Annotated in this window: 19 protein-coding genes and 1 tRNA gene; 5 read left to right on the top strand and 15 right to left on the bottom strand. The window is 39.7% G+C overall.

The features are described 5' to 3' along the window. Positions 1 to 11: 11 nt before the first annotated feature. The 3 genes from WG954_RS15655 to WG954_RS15645 form a co-directional block, all read right to left on the bottom strand. Positions 12 to 1,400 carry an MFS transporter gene (locus WG954_RS15655; RefSeq protein ID WP_340437630.1) on the bottom strand — a complete coding sequence of 463 codons (1,389 nt, stop codon included), beginning with the start codon at positions 1,398 to 1,400 and terminating at the stop codon, positions 12 to 14. 93 nt (positions 1,401 to 1,493) lie between these two features. Next, a complete protein-coding gene (locus WG954_RS15650) occupies positions 1,494 to 2,780 on the bottom strand; it encodes a glucose-1-phosphate adenylyltransferase (protein ID WP_340437629.1) in 1,287 nt (428 codons plus the stop codon). 35 nt (positions 2,781 to 2,815) lie between these two features. Next, positions 2,816 to 4,231, bottom strand: coding sequence for a glycogen synthase (locus WG954_RS15645; protein ID WP_340437627.1), 1,416 nt, complete (start codon positions 4,229 to 4,231; stop codon positions 2,816 to 2,818). A 134-nt stretch (positions 4,232 to 4,365) separates the two neighbouring features. On the opposite strand from WG954_RS15645, the gene WG954_RS15640 reads away from it, so the two are divergent. Continuing rightward, on the top strand, positions 4,366 to 5,814 hold the full coding sequence (locus WG954_RS15640) for an MFS transporter (protein WP_340437626.1): 1,449 nt from the start codon (positions 4,366 to 4,368) through the stop codon (positions 5,812 to 5,814). A gap of 41 nt (positions 5,815 to 5,855) precedes the next feature. Continuing rightward, entirely contained in the window at positions 5,856 to 6,815 is a 960-nt protein-coding gene (locus WG954_RS15635; RefSeq protein WP_340437625.1) for an ROK family protein, read from the top strand. 76 nt (positions 6,816 to 6,891) lie between these two features. On the opposite strand, the gene WG954_RS15630 is transcribed toward WG954_RS15635, so the two are convergent. From WG954_RS15630 to WG954_RS15605, 6 genes are all read right to left on the bottom strand, one after another. Then, entirely contained in the window at positions 6,892 to 7,917 is a 1,026-nt protein-coding gene (locus WG954_RS15630; protein ID WP_340437624.1) for a dipeptide epimerase, read from the bottom strand. 154 nt (positions 7,918 to 8,071) lie between these two features. After that, complete coding sequence (locus WG954_RS15625; protein WP_340437623.1) at positions 8,072 to 10,762, bottom strand: 4-alpha-glucanotransferase; 2,691 nt, start codon at positions 10,760 to 10,762, stop codon at positions 8,072 to 8,074. 159 nt (positions 10,763 to 10,921) lie between these two features. Next, a tRNA-Ser gene (locus WG954_RS15620) sits at positions 10,922 to 11,006 on the bottom strand. Positions 11,007 to 11,059: 53 nt separating this feature from the next. Further along, positions 11,060 to 11,617 carry an NADPH-dependent FMN reductase gene (locus WG954_RS15615; RefSeq protein WP_340437622.1) on the bottom strand — a complete coding sequence of 186 codons (558 nt, stop codon included), beginning with the start codon at positions 11,615 to 11,617 and terminating at the stop codon, positions 11,060 to 11,062. Positions 11,618 to 11,740: 123 nt separating this feature from the next. Further along, a complete protein-coding gene (locus WG954_RS15610; RefSeq protein WP_340437621.1) occupies positions 11,741 to 12,196 on the bottom strand; it encodes a VOC family protein in 456 nt (151 codons plus the stop codon). A gap of 18 nt (positions 12,197 to 12,214) precedes the next feature. Then, positions 12,215 to 12,670 (bottom strand): DoxX family protein, encoded by a 456-nt coding sequence (locus tag WG954_RS15605; RefSeq protein ID WP_340437620.1) that lies wholly within the window; start codon positions 12,668 to 12,670, stop codon positions 12,215 to 12,217. Between the two features lie 194 nt (positions 12,671 to 12,864). On the opposite strand from WG954_RS15605, the gene WG954_RS15600 reads away from it, so the two are divergent. Continuing rightward, positions 12,865 to 13,500, top strand: a complete 636-nt coding sequence (locus WG954_RS15600; protein WP_340437619.1) for a hypothetical protein — start codon at positions 12,865 to 12,867, stop codon at positions 13,498 to 13,500. On the opposite strand, the gene WG954_RS15595 is transcribed toward WG954_RS15600, so the two are convergent. The 5 genes from WG954_RS15595 to WG954_RS15575 form a co-directional block, all read right to left on the bottom strand. Beyond that, complete coding sequence (locus WG954_RS15595; protein WP_340437618.1) at positions 13,497 to 14,105, bottom strand: Crp/Fnr family transcriptional regulator; 609 nt, start codon at positions 14,103 to 14,105, stop codon at positions 13,497 to 13,499. The genes WG954_RS15600 and WG954_RS15595 overlap by 4 nt on opposite strands. 168 nt (positions 14,106 to 14,273) lie before the next feature. Then, on the bottom strand, positions 14,274 to 14,537 hold the full coding sequence (locus WG954_RS15590; protein ID WP_340437617.1) for an EamA family transporter: 264 nt from the start codon (positions 14,535 to 14,537) through the stop codon (positions 14,274 to 14,276). Positions 14,538 to 14,562: 25 nt separating this feature from the next. After that, positions 14,563 to 15,387, bottom strand: a complete 825-nt coding sequence (locus WG954_RS15585; protein ID WP_340437616.1) for an MBL fold metallo-hydrolase — start codon at positions 15,385 to 15,387, stop codon at positions 14,563 to 14,565. Positions 15,388 to 15,778: 391 nt separating this feature from the next. Then, complete coding sequence (locus tag WG954_RS15580) at positions 15,779 to 17,218, bottom strand: hybrid sensor histidine kinase/response regulator (protein WP_340437615.1); 1,440 nt, start codon at positions 17,216 to 17,218, stop codon at positions 15,779 to 15,781. A 9-nt stretch (positions 17,219 to 17,227) separates the two neighbouring features. Further along, positions 17,228 to 17,983 (bottom strand): sensor histidine kinase, encoded by a 756-nt coding sequence (locus WG954_RS15575; RefSeq protein ID WP_340437614.1) that lies wholly within the window; start codon positions 17,981 to 17,983, stop codon positions 17,228 to 17,230. 312 nt (positions 17,984 to 18,295) lie between these two features. Between WG954_RS15575 and WG954_RS15570 the strand changes: the two genes are divergently transcribed. Continuing rightward, positions 18,296 to 18,640 carry a response regulator gene (locus WG954_RS15570; RefSeq protein WP_340437613.1) on the top strand — a complete coding sequence of 115 codons (345 nt, stop codon included), beginning with the start codon at positions 18,296 to 18,298 and terminating at the stop codon, positions 18,638 to 18,640. 4 nt (positions 18,641 to 18,644) lie between these two features. Here WG954_RS15570 and WG954_RS15565 read toward each other — a convergent pair whose 3' ends face one another. Continuing rightward, the gene (locus WG954_RS15565; protein WP_340437612.1) at positions 18,645 to 19,058 is read right to left on the bottom strand and encodes a response regulator; all 414 of its coding nucleotides are present in this window, start codon (positions 19,056 to 19,058) and stop codon (positions 18,645 to 18,647) included. Between the two features lie 172 nt (positions 19,059 to 19,230). Here WG954_RS15565 and WG954_RS15560 point away from each other — a divergent pair, with 172 nt between their 5' ends. Continuing rightward, a complete protein-coding gene (locus WG954_RS15560; protein ID WP_340437611.1) occupies positions 19,231 to 25,401 on the top strand; it encodes a HAMP domain-containing protein in 6,171 nt (2,056 codons plus the stop codon). Position 25,402: the final 1 nt, after the last annotated feature.

Here is a 25,402-nt window from a genome sequence, read left to right as displayed (position 1 = left end):
AATACTAAAGGTCAGGACGCTGCTTTCTCCTGCTTGATGATGATTGCACCGGGATCGTAAACATAGATCACACTTATAGCTGCACAGATCATAAAAGCACCTGCCAGAATAATTGCATACACAGGTTGATTATTATAAACGTTCTTCACCATTGGACCACCAATGATTCCATTGAGAATTTGTGGAAGTGTAATAAAGAAATTAAAGATGCCCATATAAATACCCATCTTGCCGGCAGGGATAGAACTGGATAAAATTACATAGGGCATTGCAAGAATACTCGCCCATGCAATACCAACACATACCATGGAGAAGATGAGAAATTCTTTATTGGGCGCAAAGAAAATCGAGATCAAACCAATACCACCAATTACCAACGACAATGCATGCGTTTGTTTTCGACCGATCTTATTTGCAATAAACGGCAGACATAAAGCATAGATAGCTGATACAAGATTATAAACTCCAAAGATCACGCCCGTCCAGCTTTGCGCTTTACGATACATATCTGAACTGCGGTCTTCTATCGGCAAACCCATTATATGCGTAGCAATGGTATCTGTTGTAAACACCCACATACCAAATAAAGCAAACCAACTGAAAAATTGCACAAGACCAAGCTGTTTCATGGTCTTCGGCATCTTTTTCAGATCTGTAAAAATGCTGCCTAACCCGGCATTATGCGATTCTGATTTGCCATGATACTTTTCATATTCAGCAGGTGGGTATTCTTTTGTTTTAAATACAGTAATAAGAATACTTGTGATGAAAACTGCAGCGCCAATGTAAAAACCATACTTCACATTATCTGCCACTACACCATCAGGCGCACTTTCTGATACACCAAAGTAAGCAAGTATAGCAGGCAACCATGAACCCAACACTGCACCAATACCAATCAAAAATGTTTGAATAGAAAAACCCGCAGTACGTTGTGAATCGGGAAGATTATCAGCAACCAATGCACGGAAAGGTTCCATTGAAAGATTGAAGCACGCATCCATGATCATAAGAAAACCTGCGCCAATAATTACCAAAGGAGCAATGGTTCCTAATATTCCTGCATTAGGCATTAACGTTAATGCACCTGATGATAAAATTGCACCTACTAAAAAGTAAGGTCTTCTGCGGCCAAGTCTCGTCCAGGTATTATCGCTGTAATGACCTACGATAGGTTGCACAATTAAACCAACCACGGGTGCAGCCAGCCAAAACCATGAAAGATGTTCAACGTCTGCACCATAGTTTCGGAGAATACCACTTGCATTTGAGTTTTGTAAAGCAAAGCCAAACTGAATTCCGAGAAACCCGAAACTCATATTAAAGATCTGCCAAAAAGAGAGTTTCGGTTTGGGCACCAATCCCGTAGAAGAAGAGCCCATGGAAGTACCTGCAGCCATAGCAATCAATGACCTTCTTCCCCCTGAAAGAAGATCATGTTTAAGTTCATAATCAATAGTAGTATATGCTAACCTTGTCCCGGGGAGAAAAGGTTAGATCACGAATCCATCAGGAATTATTGCGCCCTTCTTGATCACCACAATGCCATCTTTCACCGTGTATAACGAATGATCAGTGTTTGGCAAATGATGACCACCGTTAATGCGAACATCATTACCTATGCGACAGTTCTTGTCAATAATTGTATTCTTAATATAGCAACGTTCGCCAATTCCGATCTTTGGAATGCCACGTGAAGCTGCGTGATTCATTTCATCGAGTGTTTCAAAATAATCACCACCCATGATATAGCAGCTTACAACAGTAGTGCCATGACCAATACGTGAACGAATGCCTATCACACTATTCTCGATCCTGCTTGCAAGAATGATGGAACCTTCTGCGATAATTGTTTTCTCGAGTGTTGTGCCGCTGATCTTTGCCGGCGGCAACATACGTGCACGTGTGTAAACAGGTTTCGTATTGTCAAATAAATTGAAATCAGGTATCTCTTGTGTTAACGCAAGATTCGCTTCAAAGAAGGAATAAATATTTCCAATATCTGTCCAGTAACCATCATATTGATAGCTTACTACTTTGTATTTTTCAATCGACTTCGGCATGATCTCTTTACCAAAGTCAGTTGCATCTTTATATTCTTCCTGTAAAAGATCAATCAACAATTGCTTATTGAAAATATAAATACCCATTGATGCGAGATAAACACGACCCATATTACGCATTTCATCACCCGTATCACTCACCCACTCTCCTAATATTTCTTTCTTAGGTTTTTCAATGAAGGAGGTGATGCAGCTCTTATCATCTGCTTTCAAAATACCAAACTCAGGTGCTTCACGTTCTGCAACGGGAATAGTGGCAATGCTGATATCTGCACCGCCAGCAACATGATCTTCGATCATTTGCTGAAAATCCATTTGGTATAATTGATCACCAGAGAGGATCAACACATAATCAGCTTCATGTTGCTGCACGTGACGGATACACTGGCGAACAGCATCTGCCGTTCCCTGGTACCAACCCGAATTGTCGGGTGTTTGCTCTGCCGCAAGAATATCAACAAACGCATTGCTGAACATGCTGAAGTGATAGGTGTTCTTAATGTGTTTATTAAGCGAAGCAGAATTAAACTGAGTTAATACAAACATCCGGTTAATGCCAGAGTTGATACAGTTTGAAATGGGAATATCAACTAACCTGTATTTACCTGCAATGGGCACTGCGGGTTTACTGCGGCTTGCTGTTAACGGGTATAAACGTGTACCGGCGCCACCACCAAGGATAACGGCCAATGTACTTTTTGCAGCTGATTTACTCATATGAACAATTTAAGTGTTAGGGTCTTATTCTAAAATTATCGCAAACTTTGGTATAAAGCAAGATATTGTTGAACGCTGGATTCCCAGCTGAAATCAAGCTGCATCATTCGTTCACGTGCAGCAGTAAATTTTTCTTTGTTACTGTATAATTCACAGGCACGCCACACAGCATTACATACATCACCTACAGATGCATTATCAAACACAAGTCCGTACCCCCCCGGCAACAGAACATCTTTCACTGTATCTTTCAATCCACCCGTATTACGAACCAATGGCACTGTTCCGTAACGCATGGAATACATCTGGTTTAAACCGCAAGGCTCAACCCGGCTGGGCATCAATAAGAAATCAGCACCTGCATACATCAGGTGACTCAACCCTTCATTATAACCGATGTAACAACTGTAATCGCCTTGTGAAATGGGCGACATGCCATTTAGTTTTGCTTCGACATCAGGCTCACCACTTCCAAGAATGAGGAAGTTCATACGCCTGCCTATGTAATAAAATGAATCGCCAATTACCCCCGGTAACAGGTCAGCAGCTTTTTCACCAACCAACCGGCCAATGAAAACAAACAACGGCTTGTTCATATCAAGTCCGAATGTTTCACATAACTGTGCTTTATTTTTTGCTTTGCCTTCTTCAACCGTTGCCAGCGAATAATCGTGTTTGATGTATTTATCTGATTCGGGATTCCAAACATCTGTATCAATACCGTTTAATATACCACTGCACTTGCCTTTCTCATATTCAAACAATGCTTCAAGTCCATTGCTCATGTATTTGAGTTCCTCGAGGTAGCTGTTGCTTACGGTTGTTACCTTGGTTGCACATTTTATAGCACTCGCCAAAGGATTGATACTTGTGCCCCACTCCAGCATACCACGCTTCCATTCATCATAGGGAGGAAGCAGCGTACTTTGCTCCCAAGTCATCCAACCCTGGTATTGTGCATTATGAATGGTTAACACAGTTGGTATTGTTGCCAACTGGTTGTAACGATAGCAATGTTGCATCATGAACGGAATCAATCCTGCATGATAGTCGTGCACGTGAACAACATCCGGCTTAAACTGCCAGGATGCGATCCAATCAACGACACAAACCTGGAAAGCAGCGAAGCGTTGTACATCGTCGTCGTAGCCGTAGATCTTATCCCTGTCGAGTAAGCCGTTCACATCAACTAAATAAAGACCAAAACCAAGCACATTGGTTTTTTCTTTGATGATGGTATAATCGAAGAAGTAGTCGCCGATATTCGTGTAACCCTTGTGCACCACATCCCATTCATTATTCATCAGGAATTTGGTACGATACATTGGCATTACCACTTTTGCCTGGTGACCTGCGTCTTGTTGGTATTTAGGTAGAGCGCCAACCACATCACCCAAACCGCCTGCTTTAGCAACCGGGTAACATTCGGCACTCACATGAAGAATTTCCATTGGCAAGAAATTATAACTATTTGTTGCATTGAATATAGGAAGGACTTTTGCTTGCACCAAAAAACAATAAATAATTTTTCATAAAGCAATTTCTTGCATACTTTCAGCCTTTACAAACAACTACTATTTGATTTATGTCTCAGCAAACAAAATGGTCTCAATTTGGGGTCCTGATCTCCGTTTTCTTTTTCTGGGGATTTGTAGCAGCTTCAAATGACATCTTAATCCCCGTTTTTAAAGAAAAACTCAACCTTGAACAATGGCAGTCGCAAATGGTTTCATTTGCATTTTATGTTGCCTACACTGTTGGTTCAATTATCTATTTCGTAGTGTCAAAAGCACTAGGAGGTGATGTATTGAATAAGATAGGCTATAAAAATGGCATCTCGTTAGGTCTTATCATTTCTGCATTAGGAACACTTTTGTTCTACCCTGCTGCAGAAACTGCATCGTTTGGATTAATGATTACAGGTTTGTTTATTGTTGGTCTTGGATTTTCTTTACAACAAACAGCAGCCAATCCGCTTGCCATTGTAATGGGCGATCCTAAAACAGGTTCACAACGTTTAAGTATGGCGGGTGGTGTAAACAACTTCGGTACAACCATTGGACCTTTGATCGTAAGCTTTGCCATTTTTGGTTCTGTTGGTGCATCGAATGTTGCAAGTGTGGAAAGTATCAAAACACCTTATTTGATATTAGGCGCTGCTTTTCTTATTGCAGCTGTGATATTCAGAATGTCATCTGTTCCTAACAAGATCGATCTTGATGCAGTTGCAAGCTCTGAAGCAGAAGACACATCGAAAGTGGTGCATAAGAAAAGCGTGCTACAATACCCTCAATTGGTATTGGGTATGATCGGCATTTTTGTTTACGTTGGTGTTGAAGTTTCAACAGCGTCAAACCTTCCGGAATTTATGAAACAGCATCTGAATACTCCTACGGATCAGATAGCTCCTTATGTATCGTTGTTCTGGGCAAGTTTAATGATTGGTCGCTGGACATCTGCAACAGGCGCTTTTGGCGTAAACAAAAGTACAGCACAGATACTTCGTTTCTTAATGCCCTACATTGCGTTCGGTGTGTTTCTATTGGTAAATGCTATTGCACAACACGATCTTTCTAAATTCTATATCTACGCAGTTGTCATTATTTTTATGATCGCCGGTGATATCATGAGTAAAGGAAGCCCTGCCCGTTTACTCCTTATTTATTCGCTCATGGGCATTGCTGCTTTATTTATTGGCATGTTGGCCGATGGCATGTTGAGTGTGTATGCATTCATTAGTGTTGGCTTGTTCTGCAGTACATTATGGCCTTGTATATTTACATTGGCAATTGCAGGCTTGGGCAAACATACCAATGAAGGTGCTAGCTTTTTGATCATGATGATCATGGGTGGTGGTATCATCAGTCTTGTGCAAGGTGTTGTGGCCGATGATGCTATACTTGGTATTCAGTGGTCTTATCTTGTTGGGGTAGCATGTTTTGCTTACCTCGCATTTTATGCTATTAAAGCTAAATCAATTTTAAAAGCACAAGGCATCGACTACGATAAACTAGAAGGTGGCGGCGCACATTAATGAATCGTAAAAATTTAATTGTTATAAACGAATAACGAACTATGATCAAAGATTATGCAGTAGGAATTGACATTGGCGGAACAAATACCAAATTCGGAATTGTTGACCGACATGGAATTATTCTTGAACAGGACCGTATACGTACGGATGCATATGAAAATGCAGAAGATTTCATTGAAGGATTGTATGGTAAGTTACGTTTAATGATTGCCAACCACGGCGGCAACGATTATTTTAAAGGTATTGGTGTGGGCGCACCGAATGGAAACTACTACACAGGCACCATTGAATATGCACCAAATCTTAAATGGAAAGGCATTATTCCGGTAGCTGACTTGATAGAGAAAAAGTTTGGGATCCCAACTAAACTTACCAACGATGCAAATGCTGCAGCGGTTGGTGAAATGATGTATGGTGTAGCCAAAGGCATGAAACATTTCATCACTATTACATTGGGTACCGGCGTGGGAAGCGGCATTGTGATTGATGGGAAAATTGTTTTGGGCCATGATGGTTTTGCAGGTGAATTAGGACATACCGTGATACGTCCAGGCGGACGCTTGCACAAAGGAACAGGCATACGTGGTTCATTGGAATCGTATGCATCTGCAACAGGCGTACGTGAAACTGCCATTGAAATGCTGAGCGAAAATCCCGGCGCACCGAGTCTTTTACGCAACTACGCCATTGATGATTTAACGAGTGAAACCGTATTCAAATGCGCTGAACAAGGCGATGCTATCGCTAACCAGATTTTTGAATTTACCGGACAAATTTTAGGAGAAGCCTTAGCCAATTTTGTAATGTTCTCTTCGCCTGAAGCAATTGTTTTGTTTGGTGGATTAACAAAAGCAGGCGACCTGATATTGAATCCAACTATTCAGGCGATGGAGGCAAATTTGATTCAAATATTTAAAAACAAAGTAAAGATACTGTACAGCGATCTCAAGGAAGCAGATGCTGCAATTCTTGGTGCCAGCGCATTGGTTTGGGATGCTTAACTGACGTTTAAAATCGAATAAAATAAAAAAGGAGCTATCTGGCTCCTTTTTTATTGATCAACCTGTTTATGTAAGATCAAAAATCTTCGAGCAATTGAATACCTAAACCTGGTTTCTCACTCACAGTAACTTTTCCATGATCATACGTTAAACCGGTTGCAATATCTTCCGCCAATAACAACGGTCCATCCATATCAACATAGTCGACCAATGGCGCAAGATGTGCAATGGCTGCTGAACCAATGGTTGATTCATTCATACAACCGATCATGATCTTCATTTCCAACGCTCTCGCTTTATCGATCATTCGTTTTGCAGGTGTAATACCACTGCATTTTGTAAGCTTGATGTTGATGCCATGAAAATGACGATAACATTTCTGCACATCACTTTCGAACACACAAGCTTCATCTGCTATCAACGGCAAAGGCGATTCATTATACAAAACTTTCATCCCTTCCCAATTGTCTTTTGCAAGTGGTTGTTCAATAAACTCAACCCCTAGGTCTTTTAATTGCGGAATTTTTTCTAATGCTTCTTCCAGCGTCCAGCCTGCATTTGCATCAACACGAAAAACAGCATCAGTGTGTTTTCTTAATGCAGCTACCAATTCTACATCACCGGGCACTCCTACTTTGATCTTGTAAATCGGCCACGGCTTTTCATTCATCTTCTCTACCATCTTCTCTACACTATCAATGCCAATAGTATAATCGCAAATTGGCGCTTTGCTGTAATCTAAATTCCAGAGTTGATACAAGGGCTTGTTTCTTAGTTTGCCATACATATCCCAACTGGCAATATCCAATGCACAAACAAGAAAATTATTCTGCGGAAATAAATGATGCAGGTAATGCCAGTAACGCTCGGGATCTGTGTAAGCAAATTTCTCTACGAACATTTTTTTTCGTTCGAGATCTTCCACCATTTTATCAACCGGTAAATTGTAATAGGCAATGGCCGGCGCTTCGCCATAACCTCTTGCACCACGATGCTCAAGTTCAACAACTAATGCAGGCTGATGTGTTTTCGTTCCTTTAGAAATAGTAAACGGATAACGAAACGGAAGTTCTGTTTTTTTATAACGGACTTGTAAAGGCATCGAGAGAAAACTTTTAATAAGGATACAAGTTACAAGATAGAAGGCACACGGTATAAGGCACAAGAAGAAAAGCAAAAACCAAAACAAAAGGCACAAGAAAACAATTTGCAACAAACATGAACACGCAAATCGAAGAACTTAAAACTTATGACCCTTATCCTCTCCCACTTGCCACAATAAGTCCCTTCAACTCTTCATTAAATTTTTCTTCGTGTACCAGATCTTCAAGATTGATGTGCATCCTGTAACGCCAGTAATTTTTGGGATTAGCAGGCACATTAATGCGTTCATCATGTGGATTCTCTCTGCGCAGTTCGCCACTCATACCCAGCAATTCCTGTATCTGGAAAATACTCCACATAGCAGGTGAATGTAAATGCTGTGAAATTATTTTCTGTACGATCCATGGCTCGCAATAGTAAGGTGCTTCGCCAAATTGTCCCAGTTCGTGTGTGAAAAATTTTTGAGTCAGCATACGATCTTCTTCCCACCATCCACGTATCGTACTCATATCATGTGTACTTGGTGTAACAACACTTAAGTATGGAGCTGTTGAAGGATGAAAGAATTGTTTAGATGGATCTTTCGGCATGCGTTGAATTTCCAAACTCAGCATACCTAATTGATTCATTACATCAGGCACACAATCCGGCACCATGCCAAGATCTTCGCCACACACCAGCATATTTGTAGATCGTTTCAGGTAAGGCAATTTCGCCATTGCTTCTTTGCGCCAGAAATCATCCTGCCTGCGGTAAAAATAATTTACATACAGATCATCAAGATTATTTTTCGTTGCTCCATCAAGATAACGGAACGATGAAGTTGAACTCATGCTGATGCGGAAATGAAACTGCTGCGATTGACTGCCTTCCACTTCAAAGAAGATCATATTGCTGATACAATCATACAAACCATGTTTTATCCAATCGTTATGATCGTTTGCTTCAAGCTTTGCAAAATGTGTTTCTACTTTTCGTTGTGTATTGAATTCTTCTTTTAATTCAAACTGACCATTACCAATATGATTGAGGTATGGCTTCAGCACTTCTGTATCACCGTTCATTAATTCACGTAACACATCATCATTTATAAAAGGACGACAAAAACGTTGATAATCGAACTGTAAACCACGTGAACCAAATTCGTTTATGTGAACAGGTGTTGCAGGAACAAAGTATCCAAGTATACCTTCTACAGCATGCATTGGAATACTCCAGATGCGGAAGAAACCAAGAATGTGATCAATGCGGAATGCATCAAAGTAATTGCTCATTTGCTCAAACCGCTGACGCCACCATTTAAAACCATCCTGCGCCATGCGTTGCCAGTTATAGGTTGGGAATCCCCAGTTCTGTCCCTTCACTGCAAAATCATCTGGCGGTGCACCTGCCTGCATACTCATGTTATAGAGCTCAGGTTCAACCCATGCATCGCAACTGTTACGGTAAATACCTATAGGAATATCTCCTTTCACGACAATACCGTTTGCATGTGCGTAGGCAGTTGCAGATTGTAATTGTAAATGCAAATGATATTGAATGAAATAATAAAGACCTATTTCATCGTAGTGCCTTTTTGTGGGATCGACAAACTCCTGTATAGCATGTTCATCATACACACTATGCGATTTCCATTGGCCGAAATCTGGCGTCTTGTATTTATCACGCAAATAACTGAATGCCGCATAGGGTACCAACCAATGACGATTCAATTCAAAGAACTCAAAGAACAGCGCATCTTCATGCATCGCTTTCTTTTGTTCTGCATATAATTCTTTTGCGGAAGCCCATTTTACTTTCATCACCGCCTCGTAATCGATATCGACTAATCCGTTTAGTTCTTTTTGTTTCTTCTTAAGCGATTTCACTACAGGATGATTGGCGTTGCCTGCAACTGCCTCAATATTGAGATAGATGGGATGCAATGCAAATGCAGAGATAGCTGCATAGGGATAAGAATCCATCCACGTATGTGTGGCAGTTGTATCATTGATCGGCAGAATCTGAATAAGTTTTATATTCACCTTCTTCGACCAATCAACCAATGCTTTTATATCAGTAAACTCACCAACACCTAAACTCTTTTGTGTACGCAAACTGAAAACAGGAATGGCAACACCGGTTCCTTTCCATGTATTGTTGGGCAGCAGAGCAAATCCATCGTGTAATATGGTGATCTTCTTCCTGCCATAACTGTCGTAAAGAATACGGTTATTACCGCTCTCAAATGCAACAAAGCTTTTTGTTTTTGTATTGAACACGCCATACTTATACGCAACAGGAAAACTTTCCGACGAAAAATTTAACCGGGCAGTCCACCAGTTGTCTTCCATATGCATGAGCACTGGTTCTGTAGTACTCCATTTGGAGAGCGTATCATTACTGCCAGAGATAAACAGTACCTCGTCTTCTTTCAATAATGGTGCTTTTACTTTAAACACATGGGTTACTGCTTTAAACGATCTTGATTTCGCTTCTTTATGTTTCGGCAACAACACATTCAGGAATGGCTGTGTGTAAAATGCATTTTCAAATTCACCTGCGTGGTTCCATGTATCAATGAGCGTTAGTTCTTCCACTCCTAATTTCATCACCTCCACTTCACGATCGTTGCCCCATTCAACAACCTCTTCACCTTTATCGCTTTTGAGAATATAGTTATACTGAAGTTCGTTTTCGAAATCCTTTCCAAGCTCAATACTCACCGTCCAGAATTCATCTGTTAAGTATTGCATGGGCAAAGCAGCAGCAGGATCGTTATTGCCAAGAGCCTCACAATTTCCAGAAACAAAGAGGCTTTGGCCATACTGCGTAAAAAAACGCAGATAGAATTGAATCTTCATAATCAACAATTGGGCGGTAAAATAGTGAAATTCTGAGGTTTATCGGGAAAAGACTTAACAAAAAAAACTGCGATTTACGAAAGCAATTAAAGCAAACGTTTGCATTAAGACGTACAAAAAAACCGACCGGTTTTATTCACCGATCGGTTTATCCATGAGCGGAGAGAGAGGGATTCGAACCCCCGGACCTTTGACAGTCAACGGTTTTCAAGACCGCCGCATTCGACCGCTCTGCCATCTCTCCGGCGCAAAAGTAAGGTTACAAGTTTTCCAAGCCAAAATTTTTTAAAATAAAAACTAAGCTATCTGCAAATCCTGAAGCAACCCTGCTTCAAAGCTCTGAACTTGTTCTGTAAGCTGCAGTTCAAGTAAAGGGTCTTTGATTTTAATATCAGTACAATTAAAGTTCTCATAGAAATCCCCCAACGAAAACATACCTGCAGGCTCACCACCCCATCTTGGCAGCAGCCCCTTCAGCAACTGCAGATTGGCTGCGCCGCCATTCATTCCTGATGAAGTACTCAACAGCAATACAGGTTTTTGCTGAAACACCTGCGGGTTAATACGGGAAAGCCAGTCGTATAAGTTTTTAAATCCTGCGGGAGGCAACCCGTTATGTTCAGGACAAGCAAGGATAAATGCATCGGCTTCAGAAAACCTATCATAGATTGTTTCTACAGCTGCAGGTATACCTGTTTGCTTTTCTGTTTCTTCATTATAAACGGGAAGTTCAATTTCTGAAAGAGACAATAAATTTACCGTCACATGTTTTAGTTTTTTTGCAGCATAAAGTAATAGTATCTTATTGATCGAAACCTTTTTGTTACTTGCCGCAATTGCCAATACGTTTTTCATACATCTTTTTTTTTAGAGTTCAAAATTGAGTTGAACGGAGGCCGAATAAAATAATCCAGATTAAGAAAAAGGCCAGGTAGAAACCCGGCCACAACTATCAAAAAACAAAATACAGTGCACTACTTAGCTGGATGCAGCACTGATCCAATCCTCATAGGAGATAACGCCCAGTTCGGGCTTTGCTGTTCCATCGAGTATACCAATAAATTCAAGCACATGACCATCGGGATCATTAAAGTAAATAGACACTGCCGGCATCCATGCAAATACCATTGGACGATCTGGTCCATCGTTTAAAAAATTATAACACGATAGATTCTTATTGTGCAGGAAACGCACCGAATTATTTAGAACCCATTCCGGTTCACATTCAAATGCAAAATGTCGTGGCATCACTTCTGCCTCGGGCATTTGCCAGATACCTAACATAAATTTCTGCGGTGCACCCACCCAGAAAAAGACGATGTTTCGTTTTTCATCTCTGTGACATTCCTCCAGCCCGAGAACATTTTTATAAAATTTTACAGAACGTTCAAGGTCCTTTACATACAAATGTGTTTCGAACAATCCCTTGATCATAAACTATCGCTTTAGAAGTTACTTTTGAGCATTTGCCTTCTTTAACAAAAGGTAATCAATAGAATATTTTCCAGCACCATCAACCATCAGCAAAAATGAAAGACCAATCACCAGCAAATGATACTCAAAACCTTCACCCTTTTGCGTTCCGTACCAGTTCATAAAAAAGCCATAATCGAGATGTGCTGTAATGATCATACCTGAAAATAAAAAAATGATCGCTAATGCCAAAGGTCTTGCTGCAGCTCCGGCAATAAGCAGTAACGATCCAAAAGACTGTAGCAGGATGACCATAAAACCAACGATCCATGGAAGGCCTGCCGTGTCGGTAAAGTATTGCATACTTCCGCTAAAGCCGTAGCCGCCAAACCAACCAAACAGTAATTGAAGTCCGTGCGGTAAAATAACCATACCTAGTGTAAGTCGGGCAATCAAACCTCTTGCATGATCACCGGATTGAAATAACCAATTCATTTTTTCCATTTTTTAATTGCAAAAATGATCTGCGCCCTTCCTTTAAAAAATAATGCAGTTTAAGTTTTTTCAAAAAAGATCTCATCAACATCATCGGCAGTTTGTATTTCTTAATACAGTTTATTTTTCGCCAAGGTTTACAGGTAAAACTTTGCAAACAATAATGATCATCATCACAACTAAACAAAAAAGAAATGAGAACCTGTTTACTTTTTATACTTTTCCTTCAGGTATGCAATCATCTGTCGGCACAAATTTATACTTCAGAAATTATGCCTGGCAACCGCTACTTATTCTATCAGCATCTTTTTCATCAAAAGTTCAAAGAAAACGGGAAGACCGGCATCGTACACATTGCGAACATCAGCAACTGGTATGAACATGATCCGGGTAAAGGAGGCATGAGTAATGAAATAATGAACCAGGCCTATATCAGTCTGCAGGCCGGGCGTAGTATTACATTTATGGGAGGAATATTCTATACAAATGTTACCGGCATCAGACCTGCAGTTGCTGTGCAGTTTGCACATCAATTTAAAAATGGACTGGTTGTTCTGGTACCCCGGGCTGATGTAATAAATGGCGGAAGTGTTGAATTGATGGGAATGATTGAATATGAACCGCAGTTAACACAGAAAACAAAATTATATTCTCGCTTGCAGTTCATGACTAACACAGGTCCCTATCACCACAACAGAAGTTATCAGCGTGCAAGAATAGGTATGTATGTAAAGAAATTCCAGATGGGTATTGCAGTTAACGTAAATGAATACGGTTATCCTGGAACAATGAAAGTTAACACCGGTATTTTTTTGCGGAGATTATTTTAGTTTTTTTGTCGTTTGCCTTCTCTTTCTTTTTCTACGATACGTTTCTTTATCGTACTTAGAAACTCCGGCGACATACCTAAATAAGAAGCAATATGCTTTTGAGGGATTTGCAAGTCCATTTCAGGATATGCATTTCTGAAAGCAATGTAACGTTGCTCTGCATCAAGGCTGAGCGACTGCAGGACACGCTTGTGAAAGGCGCCATAAGCATTTTGTATCAACAGCCGAAAGAAGCGTTCCATTTTAGGCACAGCTTCATAAACAAGCTGCAACTGATCATGTGAAAATGCCAGCACCTCAGTTGTTTCGAGAGCTTCCGTATACATGTCTGCCTTGGTTTGTGCAATGAAACTGGGAAAATCACCTATCCACCATTTGCAGATGCCTAACTGAACAACGTGCTCATGACCGTTTGGTTCAATATAATAAACACGGGCACTTCCTTTTGTAATGAAATTGGTAAATCGGTTAACCTCCCCTTCACTGTTTAGAAAATCACCCCGCTTAAAACGTCTTTCAATAGTGTGCTGTAATACCAACTCTTCCTCCGTCTGCGTGAGGTTGATAAATTTTTTGAAATTATCAAGAAGCAGTTGATAGCTCATATCCTAAAAATAAGAAAAGGTTCTAAATATGAACCAGTAGGATTGTCAAAAAAATATTTAACGAAGGAAGTTATTAATATATACACCGAGGATTTTATTTGTCAGTGGGCTTCAACACAAAAAATAAACTGACTGTGATGACAAAAAAACTTAAAACAGATGTATTCGTTATTTTCTCATCCAGGTAATCCAGATGTAGGTAATAACGAGATTTAGTAATCCCAGTACGGCGTAATACTTATATTTTGTCCTTATATCCGGAAACTGTTTGCGTACCACGGCAATGAATGGGATCGCAACCGCAGCAACCGATATGCGGGCTGCGGTTGTAAATGTTGCGCCTGTTAGTGGAACAGCCAGTTTCATAAGCAGGTATGAGCTACCCCAAATTGCGCCTACCAAAATCAATTTCATTAAATCGATGAATGTCATAACCAGAGTATGAGTATTACAAACCCTAAATGATTATCGCATCTCCATCGTTTGGCACAAGTACTTTATCATGTAGATGATATTTCGTAAGAACAGTATCCAATTCCTTTCGTTGCAACAAACAATGATTTATGGCCTCCATATGCACAACAATAATCTTAGAATTCGTCTTACAGGAATCAGCGATATGAACAATGTCATCGGCCGTTAATGTAATAGCTTCACCGAAATTGAACCTAGCAGCGCAAGCGTTTGCTATAACTATATCCGGTAAATATTTGATCAGGTTATTATGTAATGACTCGCTCCATACGGTGTCGCCCGTTATATAAATTGTCTGTCCATTTGTTTTAATGATATAACCGCTTGTCGGCGACATTTTTTCAAGTAACTCGCCATGACCATGTTGTGCCGGCACCCGATGAATAACTATGGGATGTTGAAATAAATTTTCATCAGAAACAATATTTTTAAATCCCGCATTTAGAAGAACTGTTTCATCCGTCGGTTGGCATATAATCAGTTTTGATTTTGGAAGAAGCTCAGTTGCTGTTATATCCCAATGATCAGGATGCAAATGAGTAGACAGAACAATATCTGTAGTATCAATAATATTTTGCAACTCATCTGAACTGACAGGTAAATCAATTAAAGGATTTCGTTGATCGTTTGACCAAGGTATAGGATCCAACTGCCCCTTTTCACTCAGCATAGGATCAACAAGAATCTGCAACCCGCAAGTCTTAATAACAACGGTTGCGTTGCGAAGCAACCGGATCTCCGATTTAGGTTCAGCAGTTATGCTTGCCTTTGCAGCAAACTGCTCTGCAAGTAATGCACCAGCAAACAACGATGTGTTTACAAAAAAATCTCTCCTGTTCATCTTTAATTTTTTGGGAATAAAAAATCCGACGCACAGCCGTGCATCTCAGCACGATGTATGAGCATACTACAATTAATATCCGTCAATAATAACAATAGCAATAGCCGCTTATTGTCAACTACAAGAATTTATTTGCCGGAAAACAGCAGTGCGCCAATTCATACCGCAAAAATGATTCTGCAAAAAAGGAGAGAAAATAAACTGCATTAAGATTTTAGACAGTGAACTAATTAAGGAAAATGAATTGGAAATAGTTTAATCAACAACAGTTCAAATTCGTTTCAGATTAGTCAGTTTTATCCCCTGCAACCAGCAAATTGGTCAAACTTTCGTTGAAATGTATCACAGTTGCTAAAATCTATTTTTTGAAATTGATGATAAAATTCGTGCCTTTTCCAACAGCCGTATCTACCACTATTGCCCCTCGGTGCGATTGTATAATGGAGTAAGAAACCGCAAGTCCAAGACCCGTTCCATTTTTTTTGAGCGTAAAAAAAGGATCGAACAATTTTGAGATGTATTCTTCGGATATACCCACGCCGTTATCTTTTATTGACACGCTGAAGTGTTCAGGCGCATCGGCCAACACCACATCCAGTTTACCCTTACCTGTTTCCATCGATTCAATTGCATTGATCAGGATATTGGTAATAGCCATCACAAGCCTTGGCTTATCTGCTTTAATATCAAGTGGCTCATCGGGATATATTTTTTCAACTACTGCTTTCTCCAATTCTATCCTGTCGTGTGCCACAGCAAGACTTTCATTTAAAATTTCCTGTAATGAATAATTATCAAAAACGAGTTCAGGTGGTTTGGTAAGGTTCAGCAATTCAGTTATGATCTGGTTAATGCGACTTCCATTTCGTTGTAAAATGGACAGAAAATTTCGCTCAACATCATCGTCCTCTTTTCTAAGCAACAGATGTTCTGTTGTAAGAATTATATTATTGAGAGGATTTCTTATTTCATGCGCCAGCATACGAACCAATCTTTCGTTTGCCGCCAATTTTTCTGATTGCAGGTTAGATAGTTCTGCTTTTTTAATATTAGTGATGTCGTGCAAAATACCATGCACAACCATTTCGTCATTTTCATTTTCATGAAACGATAAAGAAAGCAGACAAACTTTTACCGGCTCATCACGTGGATGAATGCGTATTTCGAAATCATTTGTATTTTTTCCATTCTTGAGTATTTGCGAGATCCTGTTCTTTTGCGTTCCTTCTTTAATAAAATCATTTAAGCTGCGGCTATAAAGATCATTTACAGCAAATCCCAGTAATAGCGAAGCTGAATTATTTACTTCAACAAAACGGAGATGTTCATCGGCAATGAAAACAGCATCCTTAGAGTTTTCAAAAAGATTACGATACTTGTTTTCTCTTGCTTTTAATTCTTTCAAAAATCTTGCCCTGTCAAGAGAGTAACGAATACAACGTTCTAGTTTTTCCGTGTTCAATTCAGATTTTACAAGATAATCAGTGGCCCCACTTTCCATGGCCATAATATCAATGGCTTTATTTCCATTACCGGTGAGCAATACAATTGGTTCATCACAACCCATTGCCGTAGCTTCATGCAAAAGATCAAGTCCGGTTTGGCTGCCGAGGCGATAGTCAATGAAATAAAGGTGGTAATCCCTTTCTCTGATTTTTTGCAAAGCTGTAGAATAATCTTTATACCAATGCACTATAAAATCTTTCCCATCTATATCACTTATATAGTCATTGATAATGTAATAATCATCTTGATCATCATCTACAATTGCAATGCGGATCTTATCTGACTGGGGCATGGTAATTCGCTAGTTCTTTTCAGGAAATATTATTGAAAACTGTGTACCTTCTTCATTACTTTCACCGTACATAATCCCTTTATGATTGGTTACGATCCTCTCACACATGGCCAGGCCGAGGCCATTTCCGGGGTAACTTGATTTGCCATTTAAACGAACGAGTGGGTGAAAAATCTTTTCGGCATGTTCTTGTTTAAAACCAATGCCATTATCCTTAATTGAAATTTTATGATACTCCCCTTTCTCTTCAAGATGGAATTTGTTTTTTTCATCGTTTGTAACTACTTCTGAAAATATTTTAATCTTCAACAAGCTGCCCGGTCTTCTGAATTTTAATGCATTTTCTAGCAAACTTCGAAAAAGACGTACAAGCTGATTTTCGTCAGCTTCAATTTGCGGCAAGTCACTTATTTCTAAATTTGTTTCAGCTTCGTTTATTTCTGATCCCAATAGCTTAAACACTTTTTCATTTATCAATGTAAGTTCACATTTTTCAATTGTCATACTACCAGGTGTTAGGCCGGCATACTCGGTCATTGCATCAATCAACTCATTCATTTCATTAATGCAGGAATGAATGCGATGTACATATTCATTTACCTCATCGTTTCCCTGAGCAGAAAATTTTGCGGTTAAACGATCAGTAAAAACAGCTAATTTTCTCAATGGAGCTTTCAGATCATGGGCTGCAATTTCAACAAGCTCATTATACATCTGTTTATATTCATCTTTAGCTGTTTCAGTCTTCAGGCGCCGGTCTTGCATGGTGGAACATATTAGTTTAAGATTTCTAAAAGTAATTTCCGGTCATTATTGTGCGAGACTTATATTTTCTAGTTGAAGCAAATAAAGTTCCTAATTTAACTCTGGAATGTTTTTTGGGATTCTAAATTGATCTGTATTTCGCATTAATAATAATATCGAGGATATTTCAGTCAATACATTTAACTTAAAATGCCTTCAGTTTTGACTTCTTAAAAGTTATTTTAAAAATTGTGATCCTCGGCGTTTAAAATTTCTATTGGTTTACCCCGGATTCGTTTGATTTACTAATGAGTTTATAATGATTATTACCAAATGAGTAAGCAAAAAATTTTAATCGTTGATGATGAAGTTGATTACTGCACGATCATAAAAAGTTACTTCCAATCCCGAAAACAGGAAGTGCTGGTGGCCCACAATTTGAAGGAGGGAGTTGAGTTGTTAAATAGGGAGAAACCGGAGATATTATTGTTAGATAATAATTTACCGGATGGCAAAGGATGGGAAAGTGTGGATGAGATTGTAGAAAAATTTCCCCACTTAAAAATTTTTCTTATAAGCGCCCACCGGGCCAAATCAGATTTTTCTACAAATTGTCCAAATATTACTGTTTGGGAGAAACCAATTTCCTTAAGCTTGCTCAACAATGTTATTGCCTGATTTTTTAAGCAGGATTTTCGCAGAACGAAAGCATATACCTTACAGCATTTTGCAGCTCCTTTAAGTTGGAGGGCTTAATCAGGTAATCGGTGGCACCCAAGTCAAGGCATATTTTTTTGTAATAGTCAGAACCAGATGTACTCCAGATTATTTTCGGGATATCTCCATATATCTCAAGACGGTTAATCTCCTTCAGTATGTCTGCCCCACTCACCTGAGGCATATTAAAATCCAAAAGGATAAGGCAAGGTCTCTGATCGTCATTCAACTTGTGAAGTAAACTCATTGCTTCATTACCAGTATCCACAAACATTAGCCTGTAAGAATCATCGATGGAAGTAAATATCTCGGCAAGTAATTCCTGGTCATCTTTATCATCTTCTCCTACCAGTATAAATTTGGTTTGGGTGGAACTCATGTTTATATTTTATGTGGCATAATTTTTATGCCTGTTTCTGAACCTTTTACCCAAGATAAATAATTTCTTATTCTTTTTCAAAATCAACTAAAACGGTAATTGATTTCTTCTTTTGATTATTCAGATAAATCATCGAAATATAATTGTTTACCCTTAATACATATTAAGCAATATGAGAAAAAGCCGCAACCAAACTGCTGCTAGTACAAAAACAGGTAAAGAAGTAAATGGTGTTGTGAAAAAAGTTGTAGCAACCAAGATCAAAAAAACTAACTCATCAAAAGTTGCTGATTCCTCATCTGCAACCGGTTTACTTCGAACTTCTTTAAAGTCAAAAGAAGAATATTCCGATGAATTGGATGCCCGTGAATTATTACTTGTTCTTACTGAAGTAAAGGAAGGAAACTTCAACGTGCGTATGCCGATTGACAAACTTGGTCTTGGCGGAAAAATTTGTGATACACTCAACGCCATTATATCGCTCAATGAGTCTTTGGTGGAAGAACTTTCGCTGGCCCGCAATACCATTGGCAAAAAAGGACATCTTAATCACCGGGTAGAACTACCCCGCTCCGCCAGGGGATCGTGGAGTACCAGTGTTGATTCTATTAATAGCCTTATTTCTGATCTTGTTCACCCCACTATTGAAATAGCACATGTTATCAGCTCTGTGGCCAAAGGAAATTTGTCGCAGGAAATGCCACTAAAAATCGGCGATCATGTTTTACAGGGTGAATTTGCAAAGATTGCTGCTGAAGTAAATGACATGGTGAAGCAGTTAAACCTCTTCTCCATGGAAGTAACCCGTGTGGCAAGAGAAGTGGGTAGTGAAGGTAAACTGGGCGGCCAGGCAAAAGTAAAAGGTGTGGCAGGTGTATGGAAAGACCTGACCGATTCTGTAAACCAAATGGCAGGGAATCTTACGGCACAGGTAAGAAGTATTGCAGAAGTAACAACTGCCGTGGCCAAAGGTGATCTCCGGAAAAAAATTACTGTGGATGTTCAGGGAGAGATCCTCGAATTAAAAAACACCATCAATACCATGGTGGATCAGTTGAACTCCTTCTCATCTGAAGTAACTCGTGTGGCAAGAGAAGTAGGTACTGAAGGTAAACTTGGCGGACAGGCAGAGGTACAAGGTATTGGAGGTACATGGAAAGATCTTACCGACTCGGTAAACCAGATGGCTTCTAACCTGACCGGACAGGTAAGAAATATTGCAGAAGTAACAACTGCTGTAGCAAGAGGTGATCTGTCGAGAAAAATTACCGTGGATGTAAAAGGAGAAATTCTTGAATTGAAAAACACCATCAATACCATGGTGGATCAATTGAATTCTTTCTCTGCGGAGGTAACCAGGGTGGCACGTGAAGTGGGTAGCGAAGGTAAACTCGGCGGACAGGCAACAGTAAAAGGAATTGGCGGTGTATGGAAAGATCTTACTGATTCAGTAAACCAGATGGGATCAAATCTTACTGCACAGGTGCGCAACATTGCAGAGGTAACAACAGCAGTAGCAAAAGGTGACCTGTCAAGAAAAATTACAGTGGATGTAAGAGGAGAAATTCTCGAATTAAAAGACACCATCAATACCATGGTGGATCAGTTGAACTCATTTGCATCGGAAGTAACACGTGTGGCACTTGAGGTAGGTACAGAAGGTAAACTGGGTGGACAGGCAAAAGTGCAGGATGTGGGTGGTACCTGGAAAGACTTAACAGAATCAGTTAATCTCATGGCATCTAACCTTACTGCACAGGTGAGAAATATTGCTGATGTAACAACAGCGGTGGCTAAAGGTGATTTATCTAAAAAAATCACTGTAAATGTTGCCGGTGAAATTCTTGAACTAAAAGACACCATCAATACAATGGTGGATCAGTTGAACTCATTTGCATCGGAAGTAACTCGTGTGGCACTTGAGGTAGGTACCGAAGGTAAACTCGGCGGACAGGCGAAAGTGCAAGGTGTAGGTGGTACATGGAAAGACTTAACCGATTCGGTAAACCAGATGGGATCGAATCTTACATCGCAGGTGCGCAACATTGCCGATGTAACAACGGCGGTTGCGAAAGGTGATCTTTCAAGAAAAATCACCGTGGATGTTAAAGGTGAAATCCTGGAATTGAAAAACACCATCAACACCATGGTGGATCAGTTGAACTCATTTGGTTCAGAGGTATTCCGTGTGGCCCGTGAAGTGGGTAGTGAAGGTAAACTCGGAGGACAGGCTGATGTGCCGGGTGTGGAAGGACTTTGGAAAGATTTAACTGACTCAGTAAATAAAATGGCTTCGAATCTTACATCACAAGTAAGAAATATTGCCGAAGTAACAACCGCCGTGGCAAACGGTGATTTGTCAAGAAAAATTGAAGTGGATGTAAAAGGCGAAATTCTTGAATTGAAGAATACCATCAACACGATGGTGGAACAGCTTCGTTCATTTGCATCGGAAGTAACCCGTGTTGCAAGAGAAGTAGGTACGGATGGAAAACTTGGTGGACAGGCAAACGTACCAGGTGTTGGTGGTACATGGAAAGACTTAACAGATTCGGTAAACCAGATGGCAGGCAACCTTACCGCACAGGTAAGGAACATTGCTGATGTGGCGATTGCTGTGGCGAATGGAGATATGTCGAGAAAAATTACCGTTGACGTTCGTGGAGAAATATTGCAATTGAAAGAAACGCTGAACACCATGGTGGATCAGCTTCGAGCATTTGCATCAGAAGTAACAAGGGTCGCCCGTGAAGTAGGTACTGATGGTAAACTCGGAGGACAGGCCTTTGTACCCGGTGTTGCAGGAACATGGAAAGACTTAACAGACTCCGTGAATCAAATGACTGGTAATCTTACATCACAAGTAAGAAATATTGCGGAAGTAACGAAAGCGGTTGCATCGGGCGACTTAACGAAAAAAGTAACCATTGATGTAAAGGGTGAAATATTTGATCTGAAGAATACTATCAATACCATGGTAGATCAGTTGAACTCATTTGCATTTGAGGTAACAAGGGTGGCAAGAGAAGTTGGTACCGAAGGAAAACTTGGCGGACAAGCTGAGGTGCAAGGTGTAGCAGGTACCTGGAAAGATCTGACCGACTCCGTGAACATGATGGCATCGAATCTTACCAACCAGGTACGTGGTATTGCTAAAGTTGTAACTGCGGTGGCAACAGGTAATCTCAAACAAAAATTATCAATTGTATCACGGGGTGAAGTTGCACAGCTGATCGATACGATCAATGAAATGATTGATACACTGGCAGTATTTGCTGACCAGGTAACAAACGTTGCAAGAGAAGTGGGTGTTGAAGGTAGATTAGGTGGACAAGCATCTGTACCGGGTGCATCAGGTATCTGGAAAAACTTGACTGAGAATGTGAACCAGCTTGCAGAAAACTTAACCACACAGGTTCGTAACATTGCTGATGTAGCATCTGCTGTAACGAAAGGTGACCTTACACAAATGATTCGTGTAGAAGCAAAAGGTGAAGTGGAAGAATTGAAAGACACCATTAACCAGATGATCGCAAACCTGAAAGAAACAACGCTACGAAATCACGAACAGGATTGGCTGAAGTCAAACCTTGCAAAGTTTACACAGATGTTGCAGGGACAAAAAGATCTGAATACTGTAACACGCAGAATTCTTTCCGAATTGGCACAGGTAGTAAATGCACAAAAAGGCATGTTCTACATTCTGGAACAAGATGAGAATATCAAAATTCCAAAACTAAAATTATTTGCAGCCTATGCTTATGGTGAAGAAGTAAAAACGTCAAAAGAATTTGCATTGGGTGAAGGGTTGGTTGGTCAGTGCGCTTTGGATAAGGAAAGAATACTGTTATCCAATGTTCCGAAAAATTATATCAAGATAGGTTCGGGTCTTGGTAAAGCTTCTCCACTAAATCTCATCGTTTTGCCGGTGTTGTTTGAAAAAGAAATTAAAGCCGTAATTGAACTGGCTTCTTTTGATTCATTCAGCGAAACTCACCTCGACTTCTTAAGTCAGTTAACAGAAAGTATCGGTATAGTTTTAAATACAATTGAAGCGAATACAAGAACAGAGGGATTATTGGTGCAATCGCAATCTCTTGCCGATGAATTGGGCAGAACAAATGAAGAATTACAGGACAAAGCCCATCTGCTGGCAAAACAAAAGGAAGAGGTTGAAGATAAGAACCGAGAGGTTGAAGAAGCAAGACTGTCGTTGGAAGAAAAAGCAGAGCAGTTGCAATTAACATCAAAATATAAATCAGAGTTTCTTGCAAACATGTCGCATGAGTTAAGAACGCCATTAAACTCGCTATTGATTCTTGCCCAACAGTTGTATGAAAACCATGATGGCAATCTCAACGAGAAACAGGTAAGTTATGCTAAAACCATTCACAGCTGTGGTGATGATCTCATTCAATTGATCAATGATATTCTTGATCTTTCGAAAATTGAATCTGGCTATATCTCAACTGATTTCATCAAGTTACAGTTCCATGATATTACCACTTTTGTTGAAACAACATTTAAACACATTTCTGAAAATAAGAATCTCCGCTTTAGTATTGAAGTGGATGACAAATTGCCGGCAAGTCTCGAAACAGATGCTCAACGTCTTAACCAGATCTTGAAAAATCTTTTATCAAACGCCTTTAAGTTTACAGAGAAAGGCGAAGTGAAACTTCGTATTTACGAAGCGGATCACAACTGGAAGCCGGGACATAAAAGTTTAGACAATGCACAACGTGTTGTTGCATTTGAAATAAAAGACACTGGAATTGGAATTTCAAAAGACAAACAGAATATCATCTTTGAGGCATTTCAACAAGCAGAAGGTTCTACCAGTAGAAAATATGGTGGCACCGGTTTAGGCTTATCCATCAGCCGTGGCCTTGCTGACCTGCTGGGTGGTTCTATTGAACTAAAAAGCGAAATTGGTTACGGCAGCAGCTTCACGTTATTCCTCCCAATAGATTATGATTCAGCAAATATTAAACGTGAAAAACAAAGCAGCCTGCAGGTGAGCGAGTATAAACTGGCCGAAGGCGATTCAGCCGATGCGCTTTTACAATCAGTGCCTACGATCAAAGTAAGTGACACAAAAGATCTGGACGCTTTAAACGAGATCATTAATGAACTAGGTGATGACAGAAACAATATTGCCGGAGGCGATAAAACAGTATTGGTGATAGAGGATGATATAAGGTTTGGCAAAATCATGATTGATAAAGCACATGAAGCCGATCTTAAAGTAGTGGTGGCCACTCATTTCGGCGAAGTGTTTGACCTTGTAAACAAATACAATCCAATAGCTGTTACGTTGGATGTGAAACTACCTGATGCAAGTGGATGGAGAATACTTGATCTCTTTAAAAATGATATTAATTTCCGTCACATCCCTGTTCATTTAATATCTGGTGAAGAGAACCGTTTACTTGCCATGCAACGAGGTGCAAGGAGTTTCAATTTAAAGCCATTAAACTCCGAAGTTTTAAATGAAATATTCAGCGATATTATCAATTATAATGAACGCTACCAGCGTAATGTACTACTGGTAGAAGATAATGAGATCGATTCTTCGCAAATAAGTAAAATGCTGGACAATAACGATCTCATTCATCTTGAGATCGTGGACAATGGCAAAAAGGCTTTGCAAAAGATCAGGGAACAAGAATACGACTGCATCATTGTGGACTATATGCTTCCTGACATTAATGGTCTGGACATGGTAACAGAAATTGCATCATTAAAAAAATTGCAAACAACACCGGTTCTTATTTATTCAGCCAAAGATTTTTCTCCAAAAGAAAAAACCCAGCTGAAGCAATATGCCAACAGGATCTTACTTAAAGATATCACTTCACTTGAGCTATTGCTTGAAGAAACAGTGTTACTCCTTCACATTGATCACAAGAATCTTGTTCCTGAAAAGAAACGGCTGATTGAAAATCTTCGATCAAAGAGTGATGTGTTGACCAATAAAAAAGTACTTGTAGTGGATGATGATGTTAGAAACCTGTTTGCATTGACCACAGCTTTTGAACGATACAAGATCAATACCATTACAGCAGAAAGTGGTAAAGAAGCTATGGAAATACTAGATCTGAATACTAATATTGACATGGTTTTAATGGATATCATGATGCCGGAAATGGATGGATATGAAACCACTCAAAAGATACGAAGAGAACATAAAAATAGTGCCCTTCCAATTATTGCTGTTACAGCAAAAGCAATGAAGGGCGATCGTGAAAAATGTATTGAAGCCGGGGCGTCGGATTACATTACGAAACCTGTAAAAATAGACCAATTACTTTCTTTGATGAGAGTATGGCTATACAAATAAC

The organism is Lacibacter sp. H375 (assembly GCF_037892425.1).
Classification (GTDB): Bacteria; Bacteroidota; Bacteroidia; order Chitinophagales; family Chitinophagaceae; genus Lacibacter.
The sequence above is the reverse complement of the archived record's forward strand: the minus strand, read 5'-3'. Positions and strand labels throughout refer to the sequence as shown.

Bases quoted from the DNA above. Each gene is read 5' to 3' on its own strand.
- WG954_RS15655 (WP_340437630.1), bottom strand. From the start codon at position 1,400: ATGGCTGCAGGTACTTCCATGGGCTCTTCTTCTACGGGATTGGTGCCC.
- WG954_RS15650 (WP_340437629.1), bottom strand. From the start codon at position 2,780: ATGAGTAAATCAGCTGCAAAAAGTACATTGGCCGTTATCCTTGGTGGT.
- WG954_RS15645 (WP_340437627.1), bottom strand. From the start codon at position 4,231: ATGGAAATTCTTCATGTGAGTGCCGAATGTTACCCGGTTGCTAAAGCA.
- WG954_RS15640 (WP_340437626.1), top strand. From the start codon at position 4,366: ATGTCTCAGCAAACAAAATGGTCTCAATTTGGGGTCCTGATCTCCGTT.
- WG954_RS15635 (WP_340437625.1), top strand. From the start codon at position 5,856: ATGATCAAAGATTATGCAGTAGGAATTGACATTGGCGGAACAAATACC.
- WG954_RS15630 (WP_340437624.1), bottom strand. From the start codon at position 7,917: ATGCCTTTACAAGTCCGTTATAAAAAAACAGAACTTCCGTTTCGTTAT.
- WG954_RS15625 (WP_340437623.1), bottom strand. From the start codon at position 10,762: ATGAAGATTCAATTCTATCTGCGTTTTTTTACGCAGTATGGCCAAAGC.
- WG954_RS15615 (WP_340437622.1), bottom strand. From the start codon at position 11,617: ATGAAAAACGTATTGGCAATTGCGGCAAGTAACAAAAAGGTTTCGATC.
- WG954_RS15610 (WP_340437621.1), bottom strand. From the start codon at position 12,196: ATGATCAAGGGATTGTTCGAAACACATTTGTATGTAAAGGACCTTGAA.
- WG954_RS15605 (WP_340437620.1), bottom strand. From the start codon at position 12,670: ATGAATTGGTTATTTCAATCCGGTGATCATGCAAGAGGTTTGATTGCC.
- WG954_RS15600 (WP_340437619.1), top strand. From the start codon at position 12,865: ATGAGAACCTGTTTACTTTTTATACTTTTCCTTCAGGTATGCAATCAT.
- WG954_RS15595 (WP_340437618.1), bottom strand. From the start codon at position 14,105: ATGAGCTATCAACTGCTTCTTGATAATTTCAAAAAATTTATCAACCTC.
- WG954_RS15590 (WP_340437617.1), bottom strand. From the start codon at position 14,537: ATGACATTCATCGATTTAATGAAATTGATTTTGGTAGGCGCAATTTGG.
- WG954_RS15580 (WP_340437615.1), bottom strand. From the start codon at position 17,218: ATGCCCCAGTCAGATAAGATCCGCATTGCAATTGTAGATGATGATCAA.
- WG954_RS15575 (WP_340437614.1), bottom strand. From the start codon at position 17,983: ATGCAAGACCGGCGCCTGAAGACTGAAACAGCTAAAGATGAATATAAA.
- WG954_RS15570 (WP_340437613.1), top strand. From the start codon at position 18,296: ATGAGTAAGCAAAAAATTTTAATCGTTGATGATGAAGTTGATTACTGC.
- WG954_RS15565 (WP_340437612.1), bottom strand. From the start codon at position 19,058: ATGAGTTCCACCCAAACCAAATTTATACTGGTAGGAGAAGATGATAAA.
- WG954_RS15560 (WP_340437611.1), top strand. From the start codon at position 19,231: ATGAGAAAAAGCCGCAACCAAACTGCTGCTAGTACAAAAACAGGTAAA.